At 44.9% G+C, this 21,590-nt stretch carries 20 protein-coding genes and 1 pseudogene; 19 read left to right on the top strand and 2 right to left on the bottom strand.

Features of this window, described 5'->3' with window-relative positions; genetic code table 11:
• Positions 1-118 precede the first annotated feature (118 nt).
• From AC3A14_RS05950 to AC3A14_RS05940, 3 genes are all read left to right on the top strand, one after another.
• A complete protein-coding gene (locus AC3A14_RS05950; RefSeq protein WP_318701263.1) occupies positions 119-484 on the top strand; it encodes a hypothetical protein in 366 nt (121 codons plus the stop codon).
• 73 nt (positions 485-557) lie between these two features.
• Positions 558-1,115 carry a 5-formyltetrahydrofolate cyclo-ligase gene (locus AC3A14_RS05945; RefSeq protein ID WP_318735924.1) on the top strand — a complete coding sequence of 186 codons (558 nt, stop codon included), beginning with the start codon at positions 558-560 and terminating at the stop codon, positions 1,113-1,115.
• A 101-nt stretch (positions 1,116-1,216) separates the two neighbouring features.
• Positions 1,217-1,585, top strand: coding sequence for a 2Fe-2S iron-sulfur cluster-binding protein (locus tag AC3A14_RS05940; RefSeq protein WP_318701261.1), 369 nt, complete (start codon positions 1,217-1,219; stop codon positions 1,583-1,585).
• A 13-nt stretch (positions 1,586-1,598) separates the two neighbouring features.
• Here AC3A14_RS05940 and AC3A14_RS05935 read toward each other — a convergent pair whose 3' ends face one another.
• On the bottom strand, positions 1,599-2,348 hold the full coding sequence (locus AC3A14_RS05935; protein WP_318735928.1) for a class I SAM-dependent methyltransferase: 750 nt from the start codon (positions 2,346-2,348) through the stop codon (positions 1,599-1,601).
• Between the two features lie 396 nt (positions 2,349-2,744).
• On the opposite strand from AC3A14_RS05935, the pseudogene AC3A14_RS05930 reads away from it, so the two are divergent.
• The 14 genes and pseudogenes from AC3A14_RS05930 to AC3A14_RS05865 all read left to right on the top strand — a co-directional run bounded on the left by AC3A14_RS05930 (position 2,745) and on the right by AC3A14_RS05865 (position 15,319).
• Positions 2,745-3,227 (top strand): annotated as a pseudogene (locus AC3A14_RS05930) (thermonuclease family protein).
• A gap of 46 nt (positions 3,228-3,273) precedes the next feature.
• Complete coding sequence (locus tag AC3A14_RS05925) at positions 3,274-4,107, top strand: inositol monophosphatase family protein (protein WP_318732133.1); 834 nt, start codon at positions 3,274-3,276, stop codon at positions 4,105-4,107.
• Positions 4,108-4,156: 49 nt separating this feature from the next.
• Positions 4,157-5,074, top strand: a complete 918-nt coding sequence (locus AC3A14_RS05920; RefSeq protein ID WP_318732134.1) for a J domain-containing protein — start codon at positions 4,157-4,159, stop codon at positions 5,072-5,074.
• Entirely contained in the window at positions 5,074-6,309 is a 1,236-nt protein-coding gene (locus tag AC3A14_RS05915; RefSeq protein WP_318732135.1) for an ATP phosphoribosyltransferase regulatory subunit, read from the top strand. Before AC3A14_RS05920 ends, AC3A14_RS05915 begins: the two co-directional genes overlap by 1 nt.
• Before the next feature lie 143 nt (positions 6,310-6,452).
• The gene (locus AC3A14_RS05910) at positions 6,453-6,683 is read left to right on the top strand and encodes a ferredoxin family protein (RefSeq protein ID WP_318700248.1); all 231 of its coding nucleotides are present in this window, start codon (positions 6,453-6,455) and stop codon (positions 6,681-6,683) included.
• A 15-nt stretch (positions 6,684-6,698) separates the two neighbouring features.
• Positions 6,699-7,823, top strand: coding sequence for a hypothetical protein (locus AC3A14_RS05905; RefSeq protein ID WP_318732136.1), 1,125 nt, complete (start codon positions 6,699-6,701; stop codon positions 7,821-7,823).
• Between the two features lie 223 nt (positions 7,824-8,046).
• Positions 8,047-8,289 (top strand): hypothetical protein, encoded by a 243-nt coding sequence (locus AC3A14_RS05900; RefSeq protein WP_318700250.1) that lies wholly within the window; start codon positions 8,047-8,049, stop codon positions 8,287-8,289.
• A 212-nt stretch (positions 8,290-8,501) separates the two neighbouring features.
• Positions 8,502-10,409: a GGDEF/EAL domain-containing response regulator gene (locus AC3A14_RS05895; RefSeq protein ID WP_318732137.1), complete on the top strand. Its 1,908-nt coding sequence runs from the start codon at positions 8,502-8,504 to the stop codon at positions 10,407-10,409.
• Positions 10,391-11,977 carry an AMP-binding protein gene (locus tag AC3A14_RS05890; RefSeq protein WP_318719911.1) on the top strand — a complete coding sequence of 529 codons (1,587 nt, stop codon included), beginning with the start codon at positions 10,391-10,393 and terminating at the stop codon, positions 11,975-11,977. Before AC3A14_RS05895 ends, AC3A14_RS05890 begins: the two co-directional genes overlap by 19 nt.
• Before the next feature lie 109 nt (positions 11,978-12,086).
• On the top strand, positions 12,087-12,344 hold the full coding sequence (locus AC3A14_RS05885) for a hypothetical protein (protein WP_318732138.1): 258 nt from the start codon (positions 12,087-12,089) through the stop codon (positions 12,342-12,344).
• Entirely contained in the window at positions 12,344-12,649 is a 306-nt protein-coding gene (locus AC3A14_RS05880) for a type II toxin-antitoxin system RelE/ParE family toxin (protein ID WP_318732139.1), read from the top strand. The genes AC3A14_RS05885 and AC3A14_RS05880 overlap by 1 nt, the downstream gene beginning before the upstream one ends.
• A gap of 109 nt (positions 12,650-12,758) precedes the next feature.
• Positions 12,759-13,928 (top strand): class I SAM-dependent methyltransferase, encoded by a 1,170-nt coding sequence (locus AC3A14_RS05875; RefSeq protein ID WP_318732140.1) that lies wholly within the window; start codon positions 12,759-12,761, stop codon positions 13,926-13,928.
• A gap of 302 nt (positions 13,929-14,230) precedes the next feature.
• Positions 14,231-14,758 (top strand): hypothetical protein, encoded by a 528-nt coding sequence (locus AC3A14_RS05870; protein ID WP_318700254.1) that lies wholly within the window; start codon positions 14,231-14,233, stop codon positions 14,756-14,758.
• A 9-nt stretch (positions 14,759-14,767) separates the two neighbouring features.
• On the top strand, positions 14,768-15,319 hold the full coding sequence (locus tag AC3A14_RS05865) for a Uma2 family endonuclease (RefSeq protein ID WP_318700255.1): 552 nt from the start codon (positions 14,768-14,770) through the stop codon (positions 15,317-15,319).
• A gap of 197 nt (positions 15,320-15,516) precedes the next feature.
• Here AC3A14_RS05865 and AC3A14_RS05860 read toward each other — a convergent pair whose 3' ends face one another.
• On the bottom strand, positions 15,517-15,828 hold the full coding sequence (locus AC3A14_RS05860; protein ID WP_487778937.1) for a hypothetical protein: 312 nt from the start codon (positions 15,826-15,828) through the stop codon (positions 15,517-15,519).
• Between the two features lie 177 nt (positions 15,829-16,005).
• On the opposite strand from AC3A14_RS05860, the gene AC3A14_RS05855 reads away from it, so the two are divergent.
• Positions 16,006-16,581 (top strand): Uma2 family endonuclease, encoded by a 576-nt coding sequence (locus tag AC3A14_RS05855; protein ID WP_318732142.1) that lies wholly within the window; start codon positions 16,006-16,008, stop codon positions 16,579-16,581.
• A gap of 62 nt (positions 16,582-16,643) precedes the next feature.
• The gene (locus AC3A14_RS05850; RefSeq protein ID WP_487778936.1) at positions 16,644-21,557 is read left to right on the top strand and encodes a tetratricopeptide repeat protein; all 4,914 of its coding nucleotides are present in this window, start codon (positions 16,644-16,646) and stop codon (positions 21,555-21,557) included.
• Positions 21,558-21,590 lie beyond the last annotated feature (33 nt).

Here is a 21,590-nt window from a genome sequence, read left to right as displayed (position 1 = left end):
GTCGTGACCGCCTAAAATGGTGCATTAGAAAAGATGGGGGAAAGGAGGAAAAAGGGGCAATACAGAAAGCCTCCTATCCCTCCATCCCCTATCGTTTTGATGTTTAGGAATAATACGAATGAATCCTTTCTTAAAAAATGTAGTTACTTTAACCGCTCTGGCAGCCGTTGTTGATGGTTCTGCCAATGCTGAAGAAAAGAAATTGATTGTCGATCGCCTGGCCCATAAACTAGAAGTGTCTCCAGATCTGGTTTATGAGGAGCTGGATCGGGCGATCTCTAAGGTGCAAGAAGCAGCGAATAACCCCACTCTGGCACTCCAGTTAGCCTATAAAGCCTTACGCACGCTCCCCTTCCATCAACAAACCTTTGCCTTTGATGTGGCCAAAGAAGTCATTGATGTTAATGGCATAGAACCCGATGAAAGCACGTTTATTTGGGCCTTATTTCGGTTAGTTTTCCCGGAATCATCAGGAGAAGCGTAGACCGATCGTGAATAATGAATAATTAACCAATTGTTCATTATTCATTGTTAATGATGAATTGTTAATGGATTGAATGGATAAACGACAACTGCGTAAACAGCTCCTCGCTGCCCGCGAGTCCCTGTCTTTAGAAGACTGGAAAACAAAAAGCGATCTCCTCTGCCAAACCCTGAAACAAGCTCCTCTGTTTCAGCAAGCCCAAACTATTCTCGCCTATTGGAGTCATCGCCGGGAACCGGATCTGAGTGCTTTGTGGGGCGAACGGCAAGTTTGGGGATTACCTCGAACCGTGGGAAAATCCCTCTCCTGGCATGTCTGGAAGCCTTCAGAACCCCTGCAAGCGGGAAAATATGGCATTTTTGAACCTCATCCAGATTCTCTCGTGCTACAGCCCCAGGATGTGGATTTAATATTGGTTCCGGCCGTGGGCTGCGATCGCCAAGGATATCGTCTAGGCTATGGGGGTGGATACTATGACCGGTTACTGAGTTCAGAGGATTGGCAGTCTATTCCCACGATGGGTATGATCTTTGATTTTGCTTGGGTTGAGCAACTGCCCGTAGATGATTGGGATATAGCCTTAAAAGGCGTTTGTAGCGATCGCCAATTTTGGCAAACAACCGATTCTTGAATCCTCACCAGGCTGAAGTCAAAAATTTCCCTCTTTGATATCGAGATCAATGAGGTTCAATGAGATAATAGATTCCACAGATAAAAACTTGAACGGTAACCATGACCCAGATTTACACCATTAAAATTCATAATCGCCACACCAACCAACACCACACTCTGCAAGTCCCCGATGACCGCTATATTCTCCACAATTGCGAAACTCAAGGGGTGGGTTTGCCGTTTTCCTGTCGCAATGGTGCTTGTACGACTTGCGCGGTGCGTATCCTCTCTGGAGAAATTTATCAACCAGAAGCTATGGGACTCTCTCCCGACTTGCAAAAACAAGGTTATGCTCTCCTGTGTGTCAGTTATGCCAGATCCGATTTAGAAGTGGAAACTCAGGATGAAGATGAAGTATATGAACTGCAATTTGGGCGCTATTTTGGTAAAGGCAAAATAGAAATCGGCTTACCTCTAGAAGATGATTAAACCCTAAAAAAGATTATTTCTGACATTCAATTAATCGCATGGGGGGGTGATCTAAAAAATCTTGCCAATACTCTTGACCCCATTTTTCAATTCCTTCAGGCGAAACCATGGGTTTATACCAGTTTACTCCCTTAAATCCGACTTCTTGGAATGCCCATTCATAAGTTTCTTGACTCAAATAATAGTCATCAATTACCACCTGTTTTCCATTAACTTCAAAAGTCAAGCTAGGAATGGGCATTCCTTCTTCAAAACTACACAGATTTTTGTTCCTGTAATATCCGTATTTTTCCAGGCACTCATAGGATTCTGAAGATAAGGCAACATTATTGTTGAGCGCCACAAACTGGCCCCCTGGTTTTAAGTTGTCATAGATAGTTTGGCACATTTGGCGCAGGTGCTCTTTGGTTTGTGCGTGGTTAATGGAAAAAGCTGCAGCAACTACATCAAAAGCATCTATTTTGCCCAGTTCGCACATATCGCTAAGGATATATTCTATTCCCAGGGGTTCTTTGGCTTCTTCTGCTCTAGCCAACTCAAGCATTTGGGGGGATATATCAATCCCAACCACTCGTGAGGCACCTTTTGTTTTAAAGTTGCGGCTGTGTATCCCGTCTCCACAACCAAGATCGAGAACGGATTTGCCAGATAGATCTCCTAATTGGCTAAAATAAGTATAGGTCTCAATATAACAATAGATGTCGTAGATTAGGTTTTCGCGAAATTGTTTGTATTGCGTTGCTATGGGATCATAAACTTGCATATTTTAGTTTGATGGTGTCGATTGAAACTCAATTAGTCTATTGTAGATCGATTTGTCCATGAATATTAAAAAATGGATTATACTAGCGTGCAGTATTATTTACAGCGCGAAGCGCTGCTATGAGGTACATTGTCGATCATAGATTCGAGTTGTCATTGCGACCGCAGGGAAGCAATCGCCAAGATTTGGGGATTTTGCGATTGCTTCATTCCACTTCGTTCCATTCGCAATGACTTATCTCAATGATACTGTACTCCGTTACAGCGCTTTGCGCTGTATCTCTGGGGCTGTCAATCTTCTTCTCCAGAGGGAAAAACGGTGACTGTGGTAAAAATCGTGAGTGGAAATACCCTAGAAGCAATTGGAAATTGTTCCACTTCTGAAACCATAAGACTGATGGGTATTAGTGTCCCATCCGCAGAACAGAAACCTTGGGGAATAGATGCAAAAGAATATCTAAAAGGTCGTCTCGAAAAACAAGCTGTAATTCTAGAATTGGATCGAGAAATTGAAGATAAATATGGGCGTACCTTAGGCTATACAGCGCTTTGCGCTGTGATGGGGGGATAGGGGGATGGGGGGATAGGGGGAGCAAACAACAGACTTGGTAGAAGCTCTGAGCTGTTCTAGATATTGTTAAAAACCGTCATTAATGTACCTCATAGCAGAGGAAACTGCTGTATTTGGCAGGATGGAGCGTTGATTAACGAAGAATTGGTCAAAGAAGGGTATGCTTTAGCTGAGGAATGGTTTCCAAATACCCAATATACTCAACGTCTTCAGTATGCCGAACAAAGAGCAAGAACTCTGGAGCTTGGTATTTGGAATCCAGAAAGCCCTATGCGCTTGACTCCTAGTGAGTTTCGTTATCAACAGTAGGAGCGAAAAAATCGCCCCATTACCCATTACCCATTACTCATCATCCATGACTGACAATTTACAAACCTATCTAGAGATTGCCACGGAAGCTGCTTTAGCTGGTGGTGCAGTGGTGATGTCTTACCAAGGAAAATTAACAGATATCCAGGAAAAAGGCCGGCCGGGAGATATTGTTACGGAAGCAGATAAGGCTTCGGAAGCGGTGATTTTAGAGATATTGCAGCGTCATTTTCCCGACCATAGTATTTTAGCGGAAGAGTCGGGAAAATTGGGCGATCGCCAAAGTCGATATCTGTGGGCGATCGATCCCCTTGATGGGACAACCAACTACTCCCATGGCTATCCCAATTTCTCCGTTTCCATAGGCTTATTAATCGATGGAGTGCCCCAAGTAGGGGTAGTCTTCGATCCATCCCGTCAAGAACTCTTTCGCGCCGCACAAGGCTTAGGAGCGACGCTAAACCGCCAGGCGATCGCCGTTTCCACAACTCCAACCTTAGCCGATAGCCTTCTCGTTACAGGCTTTGCCTACGATCGCCGAGAAACTGACGATAATAACTATGCCCAATTCTGCCATTTTACCCATCTTACCCAAGGAGTCCGCCGGGGAGGTTCCGCCGCTATTGACCTGGCCTACGTTGCCTGTGGACGTTTAGATGGCTACTGGGAAAGGGGGCTGTCTCCCTGGGATATCACCGCTGGTATGGTTCTGGTCAAAGAAGCGGGAGGGAAAGTGAGCGCCTATGATGGCAGCAGATTCGATATAACAACCGGTCGGATTTTAGCCACCAATGGTCATCTGCATGACCCCATGATTCAAGTCCTCTCGCAAATTTCCCCTTTTCCCCCTCAATGGAGAGAATTTATAACAATTAGCTAAGAGTACACTAAAATGATAAATCATCCCTTGGCACAGTCAAACAGCGAGTATGTCTTTTAACATTAATCAAGGTCTGTTTCAACTTGACTTCACCGACTTTCACGCCATCCTAGGAGTTCCTCTCCAGGCAGACAGTCGGCAAATTCGCAAGCGCTATATGCGCATTGCAAAAAACCTCCATCCAGACAGTAGTTCCACGGGAACCCCAGAAGAAAAACAGCAAGCTAGCCAAATCCTCTCCAAACTGGTAAACCCAGCCTATGAAAAACTTTCCCAGGAGAAAGAATACAAAGAATATATGGTAATGTTGCGCCTCAAAGGCCAACAAGCTACTCAGCAAAACAGGGGTGAAACCTTACAAAGTGAGGCAGCGAAAAAACTGGCCCAAGCGAAGGACGTGGAAGTTGAGTATAAAAAAGCAATGGAAGATTTGGCAACTCAACAATACCAATCCTTAGATGACTTCAGTAAAATTACTGGGGAAATTAGCGAGCTGAATATGGTTTACCTGATGCAGGTAGGGAGTTCAGGCGCAAAAGCAGCAAGTCAACCGAAAGCCGCGACTCCTCCTCCTAAACCCGAAAACCCACCGCCTCCTCCTGCACCGAAGCCTGAGAAAAAATCACCGATTGACGGCTATTATGGGCGAGCGAAGGAACTGGTTGAAAAAGGGAACTTCCCAAAAGCAATCCTAGAATTGCGGGATGCTCTCAAGTTAGAACCAACCAATAGTGATTGCCATAGCTTAATGGGTCTGATTTACCTCAAACAACGGCAGAAAACTATGGCTAAAGTCCATATCAACAAAGCTCTCGAAGGCGATCCCAAACATGCGGAAGCTCTAGAATCCCAGAAAAAACTAGAAGCGTTGATGAAAAAACGCACGGATGCGGGCAAAACCGATCAAAAAGCCAGTCAAGGGATTAAGATATTCGGGATTACGATTGGTGGTGGAAAGAAAAAGTAATGGTTTATCAGTCTGCTCCAGGGGCTAGGGATCTACTTCCCCTAGACGTTGCCCAAAAAAACTGGATTGAAGACCGTCTGTATCAAGTGTTTCATCAGTGGGGTTACCATCGGATTATTACCTCAACGTTGGAGAGATTGGATACATTGATGGCAGGAGGCGCGATTAATCGCTCTACCGTGATTCAACTTCAGCAGGGTCAAGAAGAGTTAGGTTTGAGGCCGGAAGTGACGGCCTCCATTGCCCGCACTGCGGCAACTCGTAAATATTTTAACCGGGTGACTAATCCGAAACGATTTTATTATAGTGCTAATGTTTTCGTGCGATCGCCGAAAGGAGACTATGGTCAGCAGCAGGAATTCTATCAAGCTGGAGTAGAATTGTTGGGTGCTGGTGGAGTAGTGGCTGATGCTGAGATTTTATTATTACTGGCTGATTGCCTACAAGCCCTAGAATTCAGTTTAGATCAATGGGTTTGGGTGATTGGAGAAGCCGGATTAACCCAGTCTCTGTTGTCCTCATTCCCAGCAGAATATCAAAAACCGATCCGAGAGGCGATCGCCAGTCTAGATTATATTGCCTTACAACAGCTCGATCTCCCTGAAGACTTACAGCAACGGGCACAACTGCTTTTCAACCTTCGGGGGGAACCCGCCCAAGTTTTCCAGAACTTAACTGCCCTCGATCTGACTCCAGAAGAACAGAGTAAATTAGAAAACTTAAAAACCTTAATCGACCTGCTACAAGAGAGTCGCCCCAATCAACCCCCTTTACCAATTATTGTGGATTTGAGCTTAATTCGCACCTTTGATTATTACAGTGGCATTGTCTTTGAAGTCGCCAGTCGCCAGGGTACAGAGGTAAAAATCCTCGGTCAAGGGGGACGCTACGATCGACTGGTAGCTGTGTATCATCCCCAACATGAGAGCTTGCCCGGTATTGGCTTTTGTTTGAATATCGAAGCCTTGCAACAGGTGCTTCAAGGGGGCGATCGCCTGCCGACAGAAATTCCCGCCAGCGACTGTCTCGTAGTTCCCTTAACCCATCAAGCTTTGGGCGCTGCATTCACCTATGCCGAAACCTTGCGCTCTCAAACGTCCAGCATTCGAGTCCAGGTAAACTTACTAGAATGGGAAACTCAAGAAGCAGTTAGAAACTATGCCAAAGAGCGGCGGATTCCCCAAATTGCTTGGATAGATGCCCAAGGTAACCCCCAGATTGAATCGATTTCCTAGCGTAGGGGCGAAAAATGTTTTGCCCCTAGAATACCTTCACTAGGCTTAACAAGGGGCAACCCGCCCCTTGCCTTCTAAAGATTGATGAAGGTATTGCCCGACTCAACCCTATTGATGAACCTTACCCGATCGACAGAAACACCATGCCTCATACCATTGTTACTAATATTTGTGAAGGAGTCGCCGACTGTGTAGAAGCGTGTCCCGTGGCTTGCATTCACCCCGGTCCGGGTAAAAATACGAAAGGAACGGATTGGTTTTGGATTGACTTCGACACTTGTATTGATTGTGGAATTTGTTTAGAGGTTTGCCCAGTAGAAGGGGCAATTCTGGATGAAGAAAAGCCGGAATTGCAAAAAACACCCTCTCCCTGATGGGGGAATGGGGAAATGGGGGACGCAGAAATTACCTATTACCTATTAATGAATTTTGCCCAATTTTGTCAAAATTTAGGAGATCCGAAAGTCTATTATCCCCAAGTGGCGGCGGCTACGGGTGGGGTGGTGGCTGGTATTTTGACTTGGCATATTCTACAGCAACAGGGCGATCGCTCTCGCAACTGGATCAGAATGAATGGCCAAGACATCACGGCTCAAACGGGCTTAACGGAGGCAGAACAGCAACTTGCTCGCCAACAGTTAGCCCAAAAAGGATTACTCGAAGAGCGTCTTGTACCAGGTAGAGGGGGTGTAGTTGATATGCGCCTCAATCTGGAACAGCTAGAAATGGCTCTTCAGGGCGGAGAAATGCGTGCTTCTTCGCCTCCTGCTGACCCCTATTTTCCGGCAAAACGCCAGCCGATCGCAGTTAACGTCACTCCCCATTACCAATTTACCGGCCCTTGGACTTCTCAAGAACAATTTGAAGCCTTTCAGTCCCAACTTCTGGAGTATGCCAAACAAAAAGGCTTAGATAATCCATCGGGATGGATGTTTAAGATTGTCGATGGACTCACCAAAGGCATGATTTCACCCTTTTGGGAGGAGTTTATCAGCGATCGCCCCTTGGGGTCGAGTCAGCAAGTCAAACGGGATTGGGAAATTGAGGCGGGAGTGCCTTATCCTGCCTTTGAAGAAGAACGAATTCAATATTATGTCCAGAAGGGAGAACCCCTAGAAGTCGCTGTTTCTAGAGCGCGAGCTGACTTAAGAAAACCGGTATTGGCTCAAGATTTATGGGCAGGATTTCTGCGAAAGTGCGATCGCCTCGCCGATCGAGCGCTGAAAGCCAAACAACAAGGCTTAACCACGCCCTATTTACCTCCTTCGTTTACTCAACGACCCGAAATTACCAAAGAACAGGTGATGGAGAAATTATTACAAATTTCTGCCCCGAGCGCCTTACTTGAATCTGAACCTTCTGGCGATCGAGACGCTCCCCCCTCCCTAGAACAATTGCAAAAAGCCTATCAAAGTCCCCTGGGGCGCAGTTGGGTTAAACAGCAACTCCAGCAACATCCCGAATGGGGATATGAGATTATTGATAATCAAGTGCAACCCTCGTTGCCCTTTTAGGGGAATTAAGGATGCTCCCTTCGACTCCGCTCAGGGAGCAGTGGGGTTTCATGCGTCATTTTTGGCGATCGCTCAAAGTCTGGTGGAGAGAGGATTTTATCCTTTTTTCAAAAGTTAACTTTTAATAATACGATCAAACCTCCCTATCTCCCTATCCCCCTATCTCCCTATCTCCCTATCTCCCTATCCCCCTATCTCCCTATCTCCCCATCCCCCATTCCCCATGGAACCGTTACATCAAATCGATTCTCTACTTCCAGGAAGACCTCAGATCGGCCCTGAGCAGCGTCAAAAACAGGCTCAGGAGCGTCGAGAGCTGGAAAAACAAGAAGGATATCAAAAGCTGCTTGACTTGTGCGCGATCGCCGAACCAGAAGCCGCTCAACGACTGGCAGCCGCTCATCCTCAATGGGGATATAAGATTATCAATGGTTGGGTGCATAACCAGGCTGAGGACATAAAATAGTCGCTTCAGGAGAATCCAGTGTGTTTTACAATAGGGGAAACCTGAACTTAAGTTGACTTTTCTCAGATACTCCCTTCAAGAGAGATAAAATTACTCTTGGATAACTGTGGCGATCGCTGGCTCCATAATCTAGCCTTCACTCGTACAACCGCTCCTGAATGTTGTTCTCGTCTTCTTTCGTGTCTAGATCGTATGCATCTGCCAATGAACGAATGGATCAGATTCAATTATCTTTGCCCCTCGGAAATATCTTACTGGTCGATCGCCAATCCCAAGGATTTGAGGATTTAGCTCACCGATTCAGTCAAGAAGGATATACGCTGCGCCATATTCCTAATCCTCTGATGGCGCTAATGATTGCCCGATCCACTCAGCCAGATTTGATTATTCTTAAAGTGAGCGAGATTCAATCGGAAGATCGCGATCTTTGTTTAAACCTGAAACAAAATATCAAAACCTGTGAAATTCCGGTCGTTTTAATTGCCGATCATCGGCTAACGATTCAATCAGAAACATTGGTCTCTATGGGGATTTTTGATTGTATTTTTAGTGGCTATAATGAACCGGAAACGATTATTCGATTAAAAACCCAGCTTAAAATCCAGAGCTTAAGCAAAAAGATTAAACAACAACAAGCTTGTTTGCAGCAAGAAATCCGCGATCGCCAAGCTGCCCAAGCCCAAGTTGAACAACTCAACTTGGAACTAGAACGACGGGTACAAGAGCGGACAGCACGACTAGAGGAAGCCAATCAAGAACTGAAAAAAGAAATTATTGAACGTCACAAAGTTCAGAAACGCCTCCATCATCAAGCCTATTATAGTAACTTGACGGGATTGCCGAATCGGACATTATTTTTAGAGCGGTTAGAAGATGCCGTCAGCCGGCAAAACCATCAACCTGATTATCGATTTGCTGTCTTGTTTATTGATGGCGATCGCTTTAAAGTCATCAATGACTCTTTAGGTCACGCGATCGGGGATCAATTGATTGTTGCCATGGCTCGTCGATTGGAAAACTTAACCCGTCTGATCGATACGTTAGCCCATTTAGGCGGTGATGAGTTTGCGATCTTACTCGAAGAAATTCGTAACTTAGAAGAAGTAACTGGAATTGCCAAACAAATTCATCAAGAATTTCTCGCTCCCTTCGATGTCGATCAACATACAGTATATTTAAATATTAGTACTGGGATTACCTTCTATATGGGAGAAGAACGCCCTCCTCAAGAGATTCTCCGAGATGCAGAAACGGCGATGTACCGGGCAAAAGCGTCAAGGCAAGGGAGCTATAAGATTTTTGACTCAGCTATGCACGCTAATGCCGTATCCTTGCTACGCCTAGAAATGGATTTACGACAAGCTCTAAAACGCAATGAATTTTATTTACAATATCAACCCATTGTTTCCTTGAAAACGGGAAAAATATCGGGGTTTGAAGCCCTGGTGCGTTGGCAACATCCGGAACGGGGATTTATTCCACCCAATGAGTTCATTCCGGCAGCAGAAGAAACGGGCTTAATTGTGCCCATCGGTCGTTGGATTTTAAAGGAGGCTTGTCAACAACTAAGGATTTGGCAAGAGCGGTATCTCAACTATTTTCCGATTGCCATCAGCATTAATTTGTCAACCAAGCAATTCTTACAGGCGGACTTAATTGAGCAACTCGATAAAGTCTTGCAAGGGGTGGAAATTGATGGAAACTTAATCAAACTGGAAATCACGGAAAGTGTGATTATGGAAAACGATCAATCAGAGATACTAATCGAAAAGTTTCAAGACCGCCAAATTCGCGTGTGTTTAGATGATTTTGGCACGGGTTATTCTTCTCTAAGCTATCTTCAGCGCTTAAAAGTGGATACCTTGAAAATTGACCGCTCGTTTATTCGCGACTTAGATGAAAATGAAGATAATCTGAAAATTGTCGAAGCGATTATTACCCTAGCTCATCAATTAGGTATGGATGTAACGGCTGAAGGAGTGGAAACCATAGAGCAAATTAAACAGTTACAAGTTCTAGGCTGTGAAATGGCTCAAGGGTACTTTTTTGCCAAACCCTTGGATCACGATCGCGCTGCACAGCTTATTGTTAACCCTCCCCAATGGTTACAGGAGGAGTAATGGTGAATATTACCTATCGTCTTCAAGAACAGTGTAGTCAGTCTGGGAATTGTCCGGCCATTATTGCCCAGAAACAGTCGATTTCTTTTTCTGAATTGGATATAGCTTCAAGTCGTGCGGCGGCTTATTTGCAAGAGTTGGGGTTAAAAGCAGGGGAGCGCCTTCTCGTATTCTTGCCCATGTCTATCGATCTGTACATTGCCTTACTGGCGCTGTTCAAACTGGGCATGATTGCCATGTTTCTCGATCCTAGCGCTGGTCAAACTCATCTGGAACAATGTTGTGAGATAGCCCCCCCTCAAGGACTGTTGGCAACGCCAAAAGCCAGTTTGCTGCTGTTAAAATCTCCAGCTCTACGGCGGATACCTCTGAAATTGGTTCCCAATATTTTTCTTCCGGGGCTTAAAAATTGGCAGCGTTGGCGGAGTTATCCTCCTTCACCAACTGTGTATCCAGCGACGGCTGAAACGGCTGCCTTGTTAACGTTTACCAGTGGTAGCACGGGGAAACCGAAAGCGGCTTTGCGTACCCATAGTTTTCTGCTCACCCAGCATCAAGTGTTAGCGCATCATCTGCATCATCAACGCGGAGCGATCGATTTGACAACCCTGCCGATCTTTATTTTGGCGAATCTGGCTTCTGGAGTGACTAGCCTTATTCCTGCGGGAGACTTAAGAAAACCGGGATTGGTTAATCCTGCTCCCATTTTGCGGCAAATTCAAACCCATCAACCCATCAGTACGGCTGCTTCTCCGGCATTTTTGGAGCGTTTGGTGAGTTATGGCGAACAGCACGAGATTGGGTTGGAAAGCTTCCAGCGTATTTTTACAGGGGGCGCTCCGGTTTTTCCTCAATTGTGCGATCGCCTGCAAAAATGTGCCAAAAGTGCCCGAGTTATTCCCATGTATGGCTCCACGGAAGCCGAACCCATCGCCCATACTTCGACTTCGCTCAGTAACCGGACTTCGACTCCTTGCTCTCTTGGTGGACTATACGCAGGTTATCCTATACCGGAAATCAACCTCAAAATTATCCCCGACTCCTGGGGAACACCCATTGCGCCCCTGACTCCTGAAGCCTTTGCTGAGTATACCTTACCGCCCCTAACCGCCGGGGAAATTGTGGTCAGTGGAGACCATGTTTTACCCGGTTATGTCAACGGTGTTGGGGATTTAGAAACCAAATTTCGCGTTGGGGATACCCCTTGGCATCGTACTGGAGATGCGGGTTATTTGGACACTGAGGGGAATTTATGGCTGCTCGGCCGCACCCGTGCCAAGATTGAGGACGATAAAGGGATACTCTATCCTTTAAGTGTAGAGGCGATCGCCCATCAATTCCCGGCGATCCAACGCGCTGCCCTAGTTAAGTATCACAACCAACGCTGGCTAATTTTAGAATTAAATCCCCTACACCCGGCTGATGAACATCAATTCTCCCAGCTCAAATCAGCCCTGGAATTTGCCCAAATTGATGAAATCAAAATTGTATCTAAAATCCCCGTTGATGCCCGTCACAACGCCAAAATCAACTATCCTGCCTTAGAAAAAATACTCGATCAACTCTAGGCAAAACCTGGGTAATTAAGAATCTTACGCTAAAATCAAGCCACTCTGATTCACGACTGTCCAACTCAACAGCCAATCATCGTAGTGCCACGATCGGGATATTCAAATCATGAATGCTTACAAGAAATATGTAACGATTGACAATCCGGAACAGTTAGTTTTATCCGATCTACCCTTTGCACCCGGTCAAAGGGTTGAGGTGATTATTTTAGCTGAAGAGCAAAATGAAATCAATAGTCAACTAGAAGAATTACGCCAAAAAATTGATAGTGCAACTCAGCAGATTTTGGAGGGGAATGTAACCGATGGAGAATTAGTTTTTGAGCGATTACAAGACAGATTGCGAGATGAGTTCGGATTGAGATAATGGCAACTTATCAATTTTCAGAAGATGCCATCAGAGACCTTAATGAAATTTGTGATTATATTGCTCAACATAATCCTTCCTATACCAGCAATCTCTTTGATGCTATTCGGCAAAAATGTACATTAGTTGCTGGTTTTCCAAATATGGGTAAGCGGTATGACAAGATTAGACCGAATTTAAGAGGATTTTTGGTAGCAGATTACATTATATTCTACTATCCTCATGATGAGGGTATTTTTATTGTGCGTATTGTCAGTGGATATCGAGATTTAGATGCCTTATTGGGTGAGAATGGAGAGACTTAGCTTCGTAGTTTGAGTTGAACCGCCATCTAAACCTTTCTGGATTCCCTCGATCTACAAATTTGCGCTAAAATCAAGCCACTCTAATTCACGAATGCGGAACTCAACAGCCATGATGACTTCAGAATATCAACATCCTGTTTTACCGAAAGCAACCCATGATGAAAGGGCACGTCAAGAATTTGTCATGAGCTTCAAAGGCTATTTGCAGCACAAGATCTTTCCTAGCATCAAAACCCTGTACGAGCAAGAAATAGAGCCAGAATTAACCGCCCAGAACCCCAATCCTCAGCCTTGGGAAATTCGTCGCCTCATGAAAAAACAACCACGCTATCAGTGGATGGGTGCCTTAAAACGGCTGAATCAGGAAATGCTGTGGCAGTCGGTCAGTATGAGCGTTGAGCGACAACTGCCAGAATTGATTGAGCGGTCTAAACCCAAACATCCCTCCTTGGGTTCTTTGACTCTAGACCCCAACTTTACCATGCCTTCCCATCAAACCCAGGTGGATATTCACTGTATGCCTGGGGGATATCATACGGAAGACCAAGAAGATGATGTTACCGCAGGCGCTATTTATGACCATGGCGTTTATCTTTATGGGTTAGGATGGTTGGGTTCCTTGAATGATGACTTAGGACAGAGCCTCATTCATCACTATCTGAAAGACGAATATCCCCAGTTTCAACCCCAGAATATTCTTGATTTAGGCTGTTCGGTTGGTCACAGTACCCTACCCTATGTGGAGGCTTATCCAGAAGCAGAAGTACATGGGGTAGATCTGAGCGCTCCCTTATTGCGGTATGGTCATGGTCGAGCAGAAGCTTTAAACCGCAGGGTTCATTTCCATCAACAAAATGCGGAGTCTATGACGTTTGCGGATGGTTCCTTTGATTTAATCGTCAGTCACATTTTATTCCACGAAATCCCGGTTTCGGCCATTCGACGCGTGTTGAAAGAGTGCGATCGCCTCCTGCGTCCCGGTGGTATGATGGTTCACCTAGAATCTCCTCCCTATTCCTATCTCACTCCCTATCAAGCTTTCTTATTTGATTGGGAAACAGCGAATAACAATGAACCCTATTGGAGCGCGATGAAAATTCAGGATCTGGCAGCGTTGACTACTGAAGCTGGGTTTAAACCGGATTGCATTACCCAAAAGTTTATCCCCAGTTGGTTGAGAACTCAACACTTAACAGTCAATAAAGGAGCATTAGCCAGCCGAGGGACTTGGTTTATCTTGGCAGTAACTAAAGATAATGGAGGTATGCAAGAACTATAGCTCTATGAAATCTGAAAAGAGGCGCTGGTATAGTTGCACTAAGACGATTATAATAGACCAGTAAAAAACTTGATCGCCAGTATTTTTTTTTAAAATTTAATAAAGGATATTAAATTTTAGTGGATCGTCAAAACATGAATAAGCGCACTCAAAATAAGAGAGAAAGAGAAGCAAGAGAGGAAAGAGAAAGAAAAGAAAGAGTGGGAAGAGAAATAAGGAAAGATCCAGTTTGTCATACTTTTGTTTTTGAAATAACAGAAGGTGATGGCGAGACGAAATTATCTTGGAAAATCGATTATCTCATGCTTCTCAAATTTAATGCTACAGATATAGAAATAGACCATGCGATCGCGCAAATTAAGGGACTAATTTCCCAATACCCAGACTACCAAATATTAGATGACTTAATCATTCTTTTTGAGGATATAAATTGGCGAACTCATTTAGTCGCTTGTGTAATTCTTCTACTGCTGGATGATGTTGAACTCTATTTAGAGTTACTGTGGTCTCGAATCAAACACGGCAGTTGGGTTGCACCGCAACTTGTTGCCACAGCCCTATTAATCGATCGCGACTTCACGGCAAAAGCCGAGCGCTTGTTAGAAGATAGTAGAACTTCTGATAAATCGGCGATCTCGATCGCGGCAATTTTTGATAAACTCTACCCCCACCAAAAATTATCGCCCATCCAATTAAAAACAATTAGCCATGCTGAAGAACGTACGGCTCGGGTGGAAGGGATACCTCTTGTGAGTAATAGAATTACTACTGGTTGGCTATCTAGAGTGTGTTCTATCATGGAGATCGGCAATCCTTTGATTAAAGATTAAAGTGATTTTATGACCCTTACCACCTATAAATGGACAATCGATCGCTATCACCATGCCATCCGCGCAGGTGTATTCAACGATAAACCGCTAGAACTCATACGCGGAGAACTTATTGTTATGCCACCAGAAGGAGAAACCCACGCTTACTACAACAGCGAAGTTGGAGATTATCTGCGCAGTTTGTTAGGCAACCGTGCCAAAGTTCGCGAAGCACACCCCATCACCCTTAATAATAATTCCGAACCTATTCCAGATCTTGCGATCGTTAAACCTCTGGGACGAGTCTACTTAGAACACCATCCCTATCCGAGGGATATTTTCTGGATTATTGAATTTGCTAACACTACCCTAACTCAAGACCTAACGACGAAAAAACAAATCTACGCTGAATCGGGAATACCAGAATACTGGGTTGTGAATCTCCAAAAGAATCAACTTCACGTCTATACCGATCTTCAAAAGGGAATCTATGCCACGGAAACTATTTTAACAACAGGGACGCGATCGCCGATTGCGTGTGCGGATGTGGAGATTGAAGTACAACGGTTGATTAACACATAGCGCTCTATCTGCACTATATCCTATTGGCCCATTCCTGAGATGATCGATCGCATTAAATACTCTCCCATACCCCTGCTTTGACAAAGAGAGATAAATGCTTTACGTTACTTGTCGCAACGAGTACCTCATGGCCATAATTTTCTAACGAAAGGGCTTGAGCTGCTAGAATGCAGAATCTAAGATAATAACTTCAGCCATTAAATGGATGTTCTTTGTAGAGATTCAATGAGTTTTAAGGATTCTTTTTGTTCGCATTCGTCATCCAACTCAGACCAAGAGGCAAACATCTCTTGTAATCTTTGCTGTTTGAGTTGTTTGTCTTGACGATCGCCACTATTAAGACGAACCATCGCATCATTCCAATTCTGCACGGGATTGGTTTGAACAGTCTGTTGACGAAGGCAACGAACCAGTTCTAGCAAACCGGGGATATCTTCTTCTGGAATTTGCTCAATTTCTTGAAGTAGAGCGAGTTTTTGATGGTTGGACATCTTTGATGGGTTATTCATAGTTTTGGAGGATAGTGGCGATCGCACTCTAGCTTCACTATATCCTATTAGCCCATTCTCGAACTGGACTGCGATCGCTCTGCTGTATCGAACGACTAGCCAGCGCACGATCGAGCTAAAATTGAATTACCATGGCTTCAGACAGACGGGTGAGGATGTCAATAAGGAGATCAAACCATGACCACATTCATTTTAAACAATCCAGAAAGCGCCTCAATTACCGAGGAACAATTTTATCAACTTTGTGCTGCCAACCGCGACTTAAAATTAGAACGAACGGCTCGAGGAGACTTAGTTATTATGCCACCGACAGGAGGAGAAACAGGAAGACGGAATTCCGATATTAATGTTGAACTCAATTTATGGAACCGACAAAGCCAATTAGGAATAGTCTTTGATTCTTCCACTTGCTTTCACCTTGCAGACGGTAGCGATCTCTCTCCCGATGCCTCTTGGATACCTTTAGCTAAATGGGAAGCCTTAAGCGCAGAGCAGAAAGACAAGTTCCCGCCCTTGTGTCCCGATTTTGTCATCGAGCTGCGATCGCCTAGCGATTCCTTAACACTGCTACAAAATAAAATGCTCGAATATATGGATAATGGTACTCGGTTAGGTTGGCTGATTAACCCGAAAAACTGTCAAGTTGAAATTTATCGTCAGGGACAAGAAAAAGAAACATTAGACAATCCAACGACCTTATCCGGAGAAGATGTTTTGCCCGGTTTCAGTTTAAATTTTAACTTGATTTGGTAAATTCTTATTTTCTGCCCATTTATGCAAGAGATCTATGGTTTGCGGACAAACGGGTAACTACCATGAATCGTCTTTGCTTTGCCTTCTGGTTAACAGTGCTGGTGACAACTGAATCGGTGGCGATCGCCCCGAAACCTAACCCAGAATCTATTCTCACCCAGAATTGTTGTCTCGTTTTGGCTCAAGACTTGGTGGAGAAAGGCGATCGCTTAAGAGGGCAGCAAACCTTGACGGCTCAATTGCCGGCGATCGCCCAGTGGGAAGAACTCCGTTACCGATGGCACAGGGCGGGGAATTCCGAGCAGGAAGCGGCAGCTTTAATTAAACTTGGCTTGATTTACCAATATTGGGGAGCCACTACCCCAGCGCGGGAGCGTTACCGTGATGCTTTAGCTTTGGCTCAACAGCTTGGCGATAGGCGAAGCCCCGCCAGAGGCGAACGCCTCCAAGAAGCCTTTATTTTAGGTCAACTAGGGAGACTTCACCACACGGATGCCGATCGATGGCAGAAAGAATGGCAATTTGCGAGCGATCGCGGTTTTACATCAGTTACCTCTCGTCACTCGGAAACTTTAAACCAACACCGTGCCAGGGACTCGGATCAAGCTACCCAATTCTTTCATCAAGCCTTAGCCATTTATGAAGCGTTCAATCAATCGCCTCAAACCGCAACCTTTGCCTCGCGACAGGGGGAAGCACAGTTGCTCAACTGGCTGGCAGAATCGAAAACCGATACCAGCGAACGATACGAATTGTTCCAGCAAGCGTTGACTATTTATGAAGAGATTGGCGATCGCCAAGGCGAAGCGGTTGTTCTGAGCAATTTAACTCAATTGTGCTTATTTGAATGGTTTGACGAGCAAGCTGGATTGGACGTATTCGATCGCTCTCGAGCCATTTATCAAGACATTGGTGCATTGTCTTCAGAAGATAGCCATTGGGCAAAACAACAGGACGTTCGGCTCTTAAATATAATGGTTCGCTATTGGTGGGAGGAGAATCAAGCCAGAGCGTTAGAGTTTCACCAGCAAGCTTTGAGTCTGGCTCGTGAGATAGACGATTTCGATGGCGAAGCCTTAACCTTGGAAATTTTAGGCGATCGCTATCTTGCCTCAGATAATCTGCAACAGGGATTAGTGTTTTATCAACAAGCCTTAGCCATTTACGAAAATCTGGGAAATGGGGTTAAGCAAGGGGAAATGTTGAATCATTTAGGGAATATCTCTAGCGATCTGGGAGAAACGGCTAAAGCACTAGAGTACTATTCCCAAGAACTGAAGACGTTGAAAGAAACAAGTCAGTTTTATACTCAACTTGGAGATCCAAATAAAGCATTAGATTTCCAATATCGCCAACCCATAGTTTTTGGCAAATTAGGTCAAATTTACGATCGCTTAGAAGAACCAGCCGCCGCCTTGGAGCAGTATAACAAAGCACGAGAAGTGTATCAAGCGGTCAACGATCTGCAAGGGGAAGCGACATTTCTGTTGGCGATCGCCATAGCGTTCGGCGATCGCCAACAGCAGGACAAAATGCTAACCTTCTTAAATCAAGCCGTTCAAATCTATCAACAGGCTGGTGATAGAGAGGGAGAAGCCCAGATTTTAGATAAAATTGCCACCCTCCATCTCCATCGATTCGGAGAGTGGGAGCAGGGATTAGAAGCCCTCGATCGCATGTTAAACCTTTATCGGAATCTTGGCGATCGCGCTGGAGAAGCCAGAACCCTTTACCGCATTGCGTCCCTCTACGAAAATGAGTTGGAAGAGAAGGAAAAAGCCTTAGATTTTTATCGCCAAAGAGTTGCGATCGACCGCGAATTAGGAGACAGCATCAGTGAAGTCTTTCATCTGAGAACAATTGCCAAAATCGACTACGAACTCGGCAATTATTACCCTGCACGAGAGTCCTTCAAGCAAGCAGCACAGGTTTACCGAGAAAAAGGAAATTTAGAGCGAGAAGCGAGAACATTAATTGAAATTGGTGATGACTATATCAAATTCGGAGAACAGGAAAGTGCGTTAGAGTTTTACCAGCAAGCAACTCCCATTTATCAACAGTTAGGAGACTATAAAAAAGAAGCCGTAAATCTGAGACGGATGGCTGAACTGCATTACGAGTTAGAGCAGGTACCGGAAGCTATCCTTCTATTTTCTCAAGCGCGGCAAGTTTACCAAGACAATCGAGATCGTTCTGGGGAAGCCTGGACGTTGTACCGGACGGGAATAACGTACATGACTCTGGGAGATTTGGAGAACGCTTTAGTCTCTTATAACCAAGCCTTGAAACTTTACGAACAAGAACCCGATGCATCGTTTCGAGAAGAACGAACCCTGGATATGTTTCTCCGGATCGGTCGAATTTATGCTTATTCGGGAGAACAAAAAAAAGCCATAGAGTTTTGCGATCGCTCCGTCAGTTCTGCCCAAGAATTCCTTGAATCTAAACAGATGAAAAGTGCCGAAGTTTTTCGAGAAATTGGGAAGCTTTGCTATCAAATTGGCAATCCACAGAAGGCATGGGAAGCCTTTAATATCTATCGACAACAGTATCAAAAAATTGGCACCGATGAAGCAGTAACGGGCTTGATGCGTGTGGGAGAAGATTATGTAGAACTGGGAGATATCGAACAGGCGTTAGATTTTTTTGTGCAAGCTAGAAGAATTTATCAAGAACGTAATTTCCCCGAAGGAGAGGTCAATACCTTAACTTGGATAGCCAATCTCTATTTTCGTTCGGGAGACTATCCGGAAGCTTTTGAGTTTTATCGCGAAGCCTTGCGGTTGACTCAACTTATTAACAATCCTCACAAAGAAGCGGGAGTATGGTCAAAACTGGGAGGTATTTATCTAGAATTAGGAGAACGAGAAAAAGCGCTCGCCTCCTATGAGCAAGCGTTGCAAATTTACCGCAACCTGGGAAATGGCAGGAGAGAAGGAGAAACCTTGGAGGATTTAGGGACAGTTTACGAGCAATTGAAAGAGAGAGAAAAAGCGCTGGAGTTTTATGAAGACTCTCTAACTCTTTTTGACGAAAGGGGTTTGCGATGGAAACTAGGTGCGAGTCTGCGAAAAATCGGTCAACTTCACTTTGAATTGGGGAATTTAGAACCAGCTTTGAGGTTCTTTAACCAGTCATTAATTGTTGCTGATAGACGATATGATTTCCTTTATGTTGAATTAGGCAAGGTTCATGCTCAGTTAGGCAATTTAGAGCAAGCCTGGGATGCGTTCAACACTGCTCTGAAATTAGATCCTGTTCCGGAAACTGAGGCAGATATACTCTTGGGAATGGCACGAATAGAACGCCAGCGCGGAAACCTTAGCATGGCTTTGAATCGCATTGAAGCGGCGATCGCCCTCATCGAAGAAGTACGCGCTCGAAAAAATTCCCCGGAAGAACGACAAACCTTTTTTGCTGCTAAACAGCTCTATTACGAGTTCTACATCAACTTGTTAATGGAGTTGCATCAACAAAATCCAACCAAAGACTACGATGCGCAAGCGCTTAATATTAACGAACGCTCTCGCGCTAGAAGCCTCCTAGAACTTCTTGCGGAAGCGAATACCGATATTCGCAAAGGAGTCGATCCGGATTTAGTGCTTCAGGAACGCCTCTTACAGCAACAATTAGATGCCCTCGAGCGACGGGAAGTTGCCCTATATCAGGAAGAATTTACTCAAGAACAAGTTGTTAACCTCAAACAAGAACGGCAATATCTCCTGAATCAATACAAGGCTCTACAAAGGAAAATCAGAGAAGTAAGTCCGAGCTATGCCGCGCTGACTCAACCTGAACCTGTGACTTTAGAAGAGATTCAGCAAAATATCCTCGATCGCGATACCTTAGTCCTACAATATGCTTTAGGTGAAGAACGTAGTTTTCTCTGGGCAATTACCCAAGAGAGTTTAACCTCTTATATTCTTCCGTCTCGCCAAGAAATTGAGCAAAAAGCTAGACAATTTCGTAGCGATATCATCCATCCTCTCTCTCGTCGCCAACCCCAAAAAGCGATCGCCTCTGGTGAAGCATTAAATTCCTTGATTCTCCAACCTCTCAGAGAACACAGCGATAAAAAACGTCTGGCGATCGTTGCTGATGGAGCCTTACACTACATTCCCTTCAGCGCTCTCCCCAATCCCCATGCTAGAGAAAACAACTTGAGTTCGTTAGTCGAAGCTTATGAACTCGTCCATCTTCCTTCCCTATCTACCCTAGCCATTTTGCGTCAAGATTTTTCCCAACGCCAAAGCGCACCTCAAGCATTGGCGATCATTGCCGATCCAGTGTTTAGTCGAGATGACGAACGGTTAGAGAATCATCCTTCTTCCTCAACATCTAATTCTGTGTCCTTACTTCCCCGTGCCACCACAGATATAGGCGTTCAACTCCAACGACTGCCCGGTACTCGGCAAGAAGCTGAGGCGATCGCCTCCCTTATCCCGGAATCCCAACGGATTCAAGCCTTTGACTTTGAAGCCAACTACGCTTTTGCCACCCATACTCCATTAAACCAGTATCGTACGGTGCATTTTGCCACCCACGGCATTCTCAACAGCGTCAATCCCGAACTGTCGGGGTTAGTGCTGTCCTTAATCGACGAACAAGGTAATCCCAGCAATGGATTTTTGCGCCTCCACGACATTTACAACTTAGATTTATCTGCTGATTTGGTGGTTCTCAGTGCTTGCCAAACGGGACTAGGGAAAGAAATTCAAGGAGAAGGCTTAATCGGATTAACCCGAGGGTTTATGTATGCGGGTACGCCTAGGGTACTCGTCAGTTTATGGAATGTTGATGATGCCGCCACCGCAGAAATGATGACTCGTTTTTATCGTCTGATGTGGCAAGAACAATTATCGCCCACAAAAGCCTTGCAAGAGGCACAACTGGAGATGCAAACCGAGACTCAATGGAAAGCGCCGTTTTATTGGGCAGGATTTACTCTACAAGGAAAATGGGAGGAAATTAATTAACAATGAACAATGAACAATGAACAATTAATATCA

The organism is Roseofilum sp. (assembly GCF_982964205.1).
Note: the sequence above shows the minus strand (reverse complement) of the source record. Positions and strands in the feature narration are given on the sequence as shown.

Bases quoted from the DNA above. Each gene is read 5' to 3' on its own strand.
- AC3A14_RS05950 (WP_318701263.1), top strand. From the start codon at position 119: ATGAATCCTTTCTTAAAAAATGTAGTTACTTTAACCGCTCTGGCAGCC.
- AC3A14_RS05945 (WP_318735924.1), top strand. From the start codon at position 558: ATGGATAAACGACAACTGCGTAAACAGCTCCTCGCTGCCCGCGAGTCC.
- AC3A14_RS05940 (WP_318701261.1), top strand. From the start codon at position 1,217: ATGACCCAGATTTACACCATTAAAATTCATAATCGCCACACCAACCAA.
- AC3A14_RS05935 (WP_318735928.1), bottom strand. From the start codon at position 2,348: ATGCAAGTTTATGATCCCATAGCAACGCAATACAAACAATTTCGCGAA.
- AC3A14_RS05925 (WP_318732133.1), top strand. From the start codon at position 3,274: ATGACTGACAATTTACAAACCTATCTAGAGATTGCCACGGAAGCTGCT.
- AC3A14_RS05920 (WP_318732134.1), top strand. From the start codon at position 4,157: ATGTCTTTTAACATTAATCAAGGTCTGTTTCAACTTGACTTCACCGAC.
- AC3A14_RS05915 (WP_318732135.1), top strand. From the start codon at position 5,074: ATGGTTTATCAGTCTGCTCCAGGGGCTAGGGATCTACTTCCCCTAGAC.
- AC3A14_RS05910 (WP_318700248.1), top strand. From the start codon at position 6,453: ATGCCTCATACCATTGTTACTAATATTTGTGAAGGAGTCGCCGACTGT.
- AC3A14_RS05905 (WP_318732136.1), top strand. From the start codon at position 6,699: ATGGGGGACGCAGAAATTACCTATTACCTATTAATGAATTTTGCCCAA.
- AC3A14_RS05900 (WP_318700250.1), top strand. From the start codon at position 8,047: ATGGAACCGTTACATCAAATCGATTCTCTACTTCCAGGAAGACCTCAG.
- AC3A14_RS05895 (WP_318732137.1), top strand. From the start codon at position 8,502: ATGGATCAGATTCAATTATCTTTGCCCCTCGGAAATATCTTACTGGTC.
- AC3A14_RS05890 (WP_318719911.1), top strand. From the start codon at position 10,391: ATGGTTACAGGAGGAGTAATGGTGAATATTACCTATCGTCTTCAAGAA.
- AC3A14_RS05885 (WP_318732138.1), top strand. From the start codon at position 12,087: ATGAATGCTTACAAGAAATATGTAACGATTGACAATCCGGAACAGTTA.
- AC3A14_RS05880 (WP_318732139.1), top strand. From the start codon at position 12,344: ATGGCAACTTATCAATTTTCAGAAGATGCCATCAGAGACCTTAATGAA.
- AC3A14_RS05875 (WP_318732140.1), top strand. From the start codon at position 12,759: ATGATGACTTCAGAATATCAACATCCTGTTTTACCGAAAGCAACCCAT.
- AC3A14_RS05870 (WP_318700254.1), top strand. From the start codon at position 14,231: ATGCTTCTCAAATTTAATGCTACAGATATAGAAATAGACCATGCGATC.
- AC3A14_RS05865 (WP_318700255.1), top strand. From the start codon at position 14,768: ATGACCCTTACCACCTATAAATGGACAATCGATCGCTATCACCATGCC.
- AC3A14_RS05860 (WP_487778937.1), bottom strand. From the start codon at position 15,828: ATGAATAACCCATCAAAGATGTCCAACCATCAAAAACTCGCTCTACTT.
- AC3A14_RS05855 (WP_318732142.1), top strand. From the start codon at position 16,006: ATGACCACATTCATTTTAAACAATCCAGAAAGCGCCTCAATTACCGAG.
- AC3A14_RS05850 (WP_487778936.1), top strand. From the start codon at position 16,644: ATGAATCGTCTTTGCTTTGCCTTCTGGTTAACAGTGCTGGTGACAACT.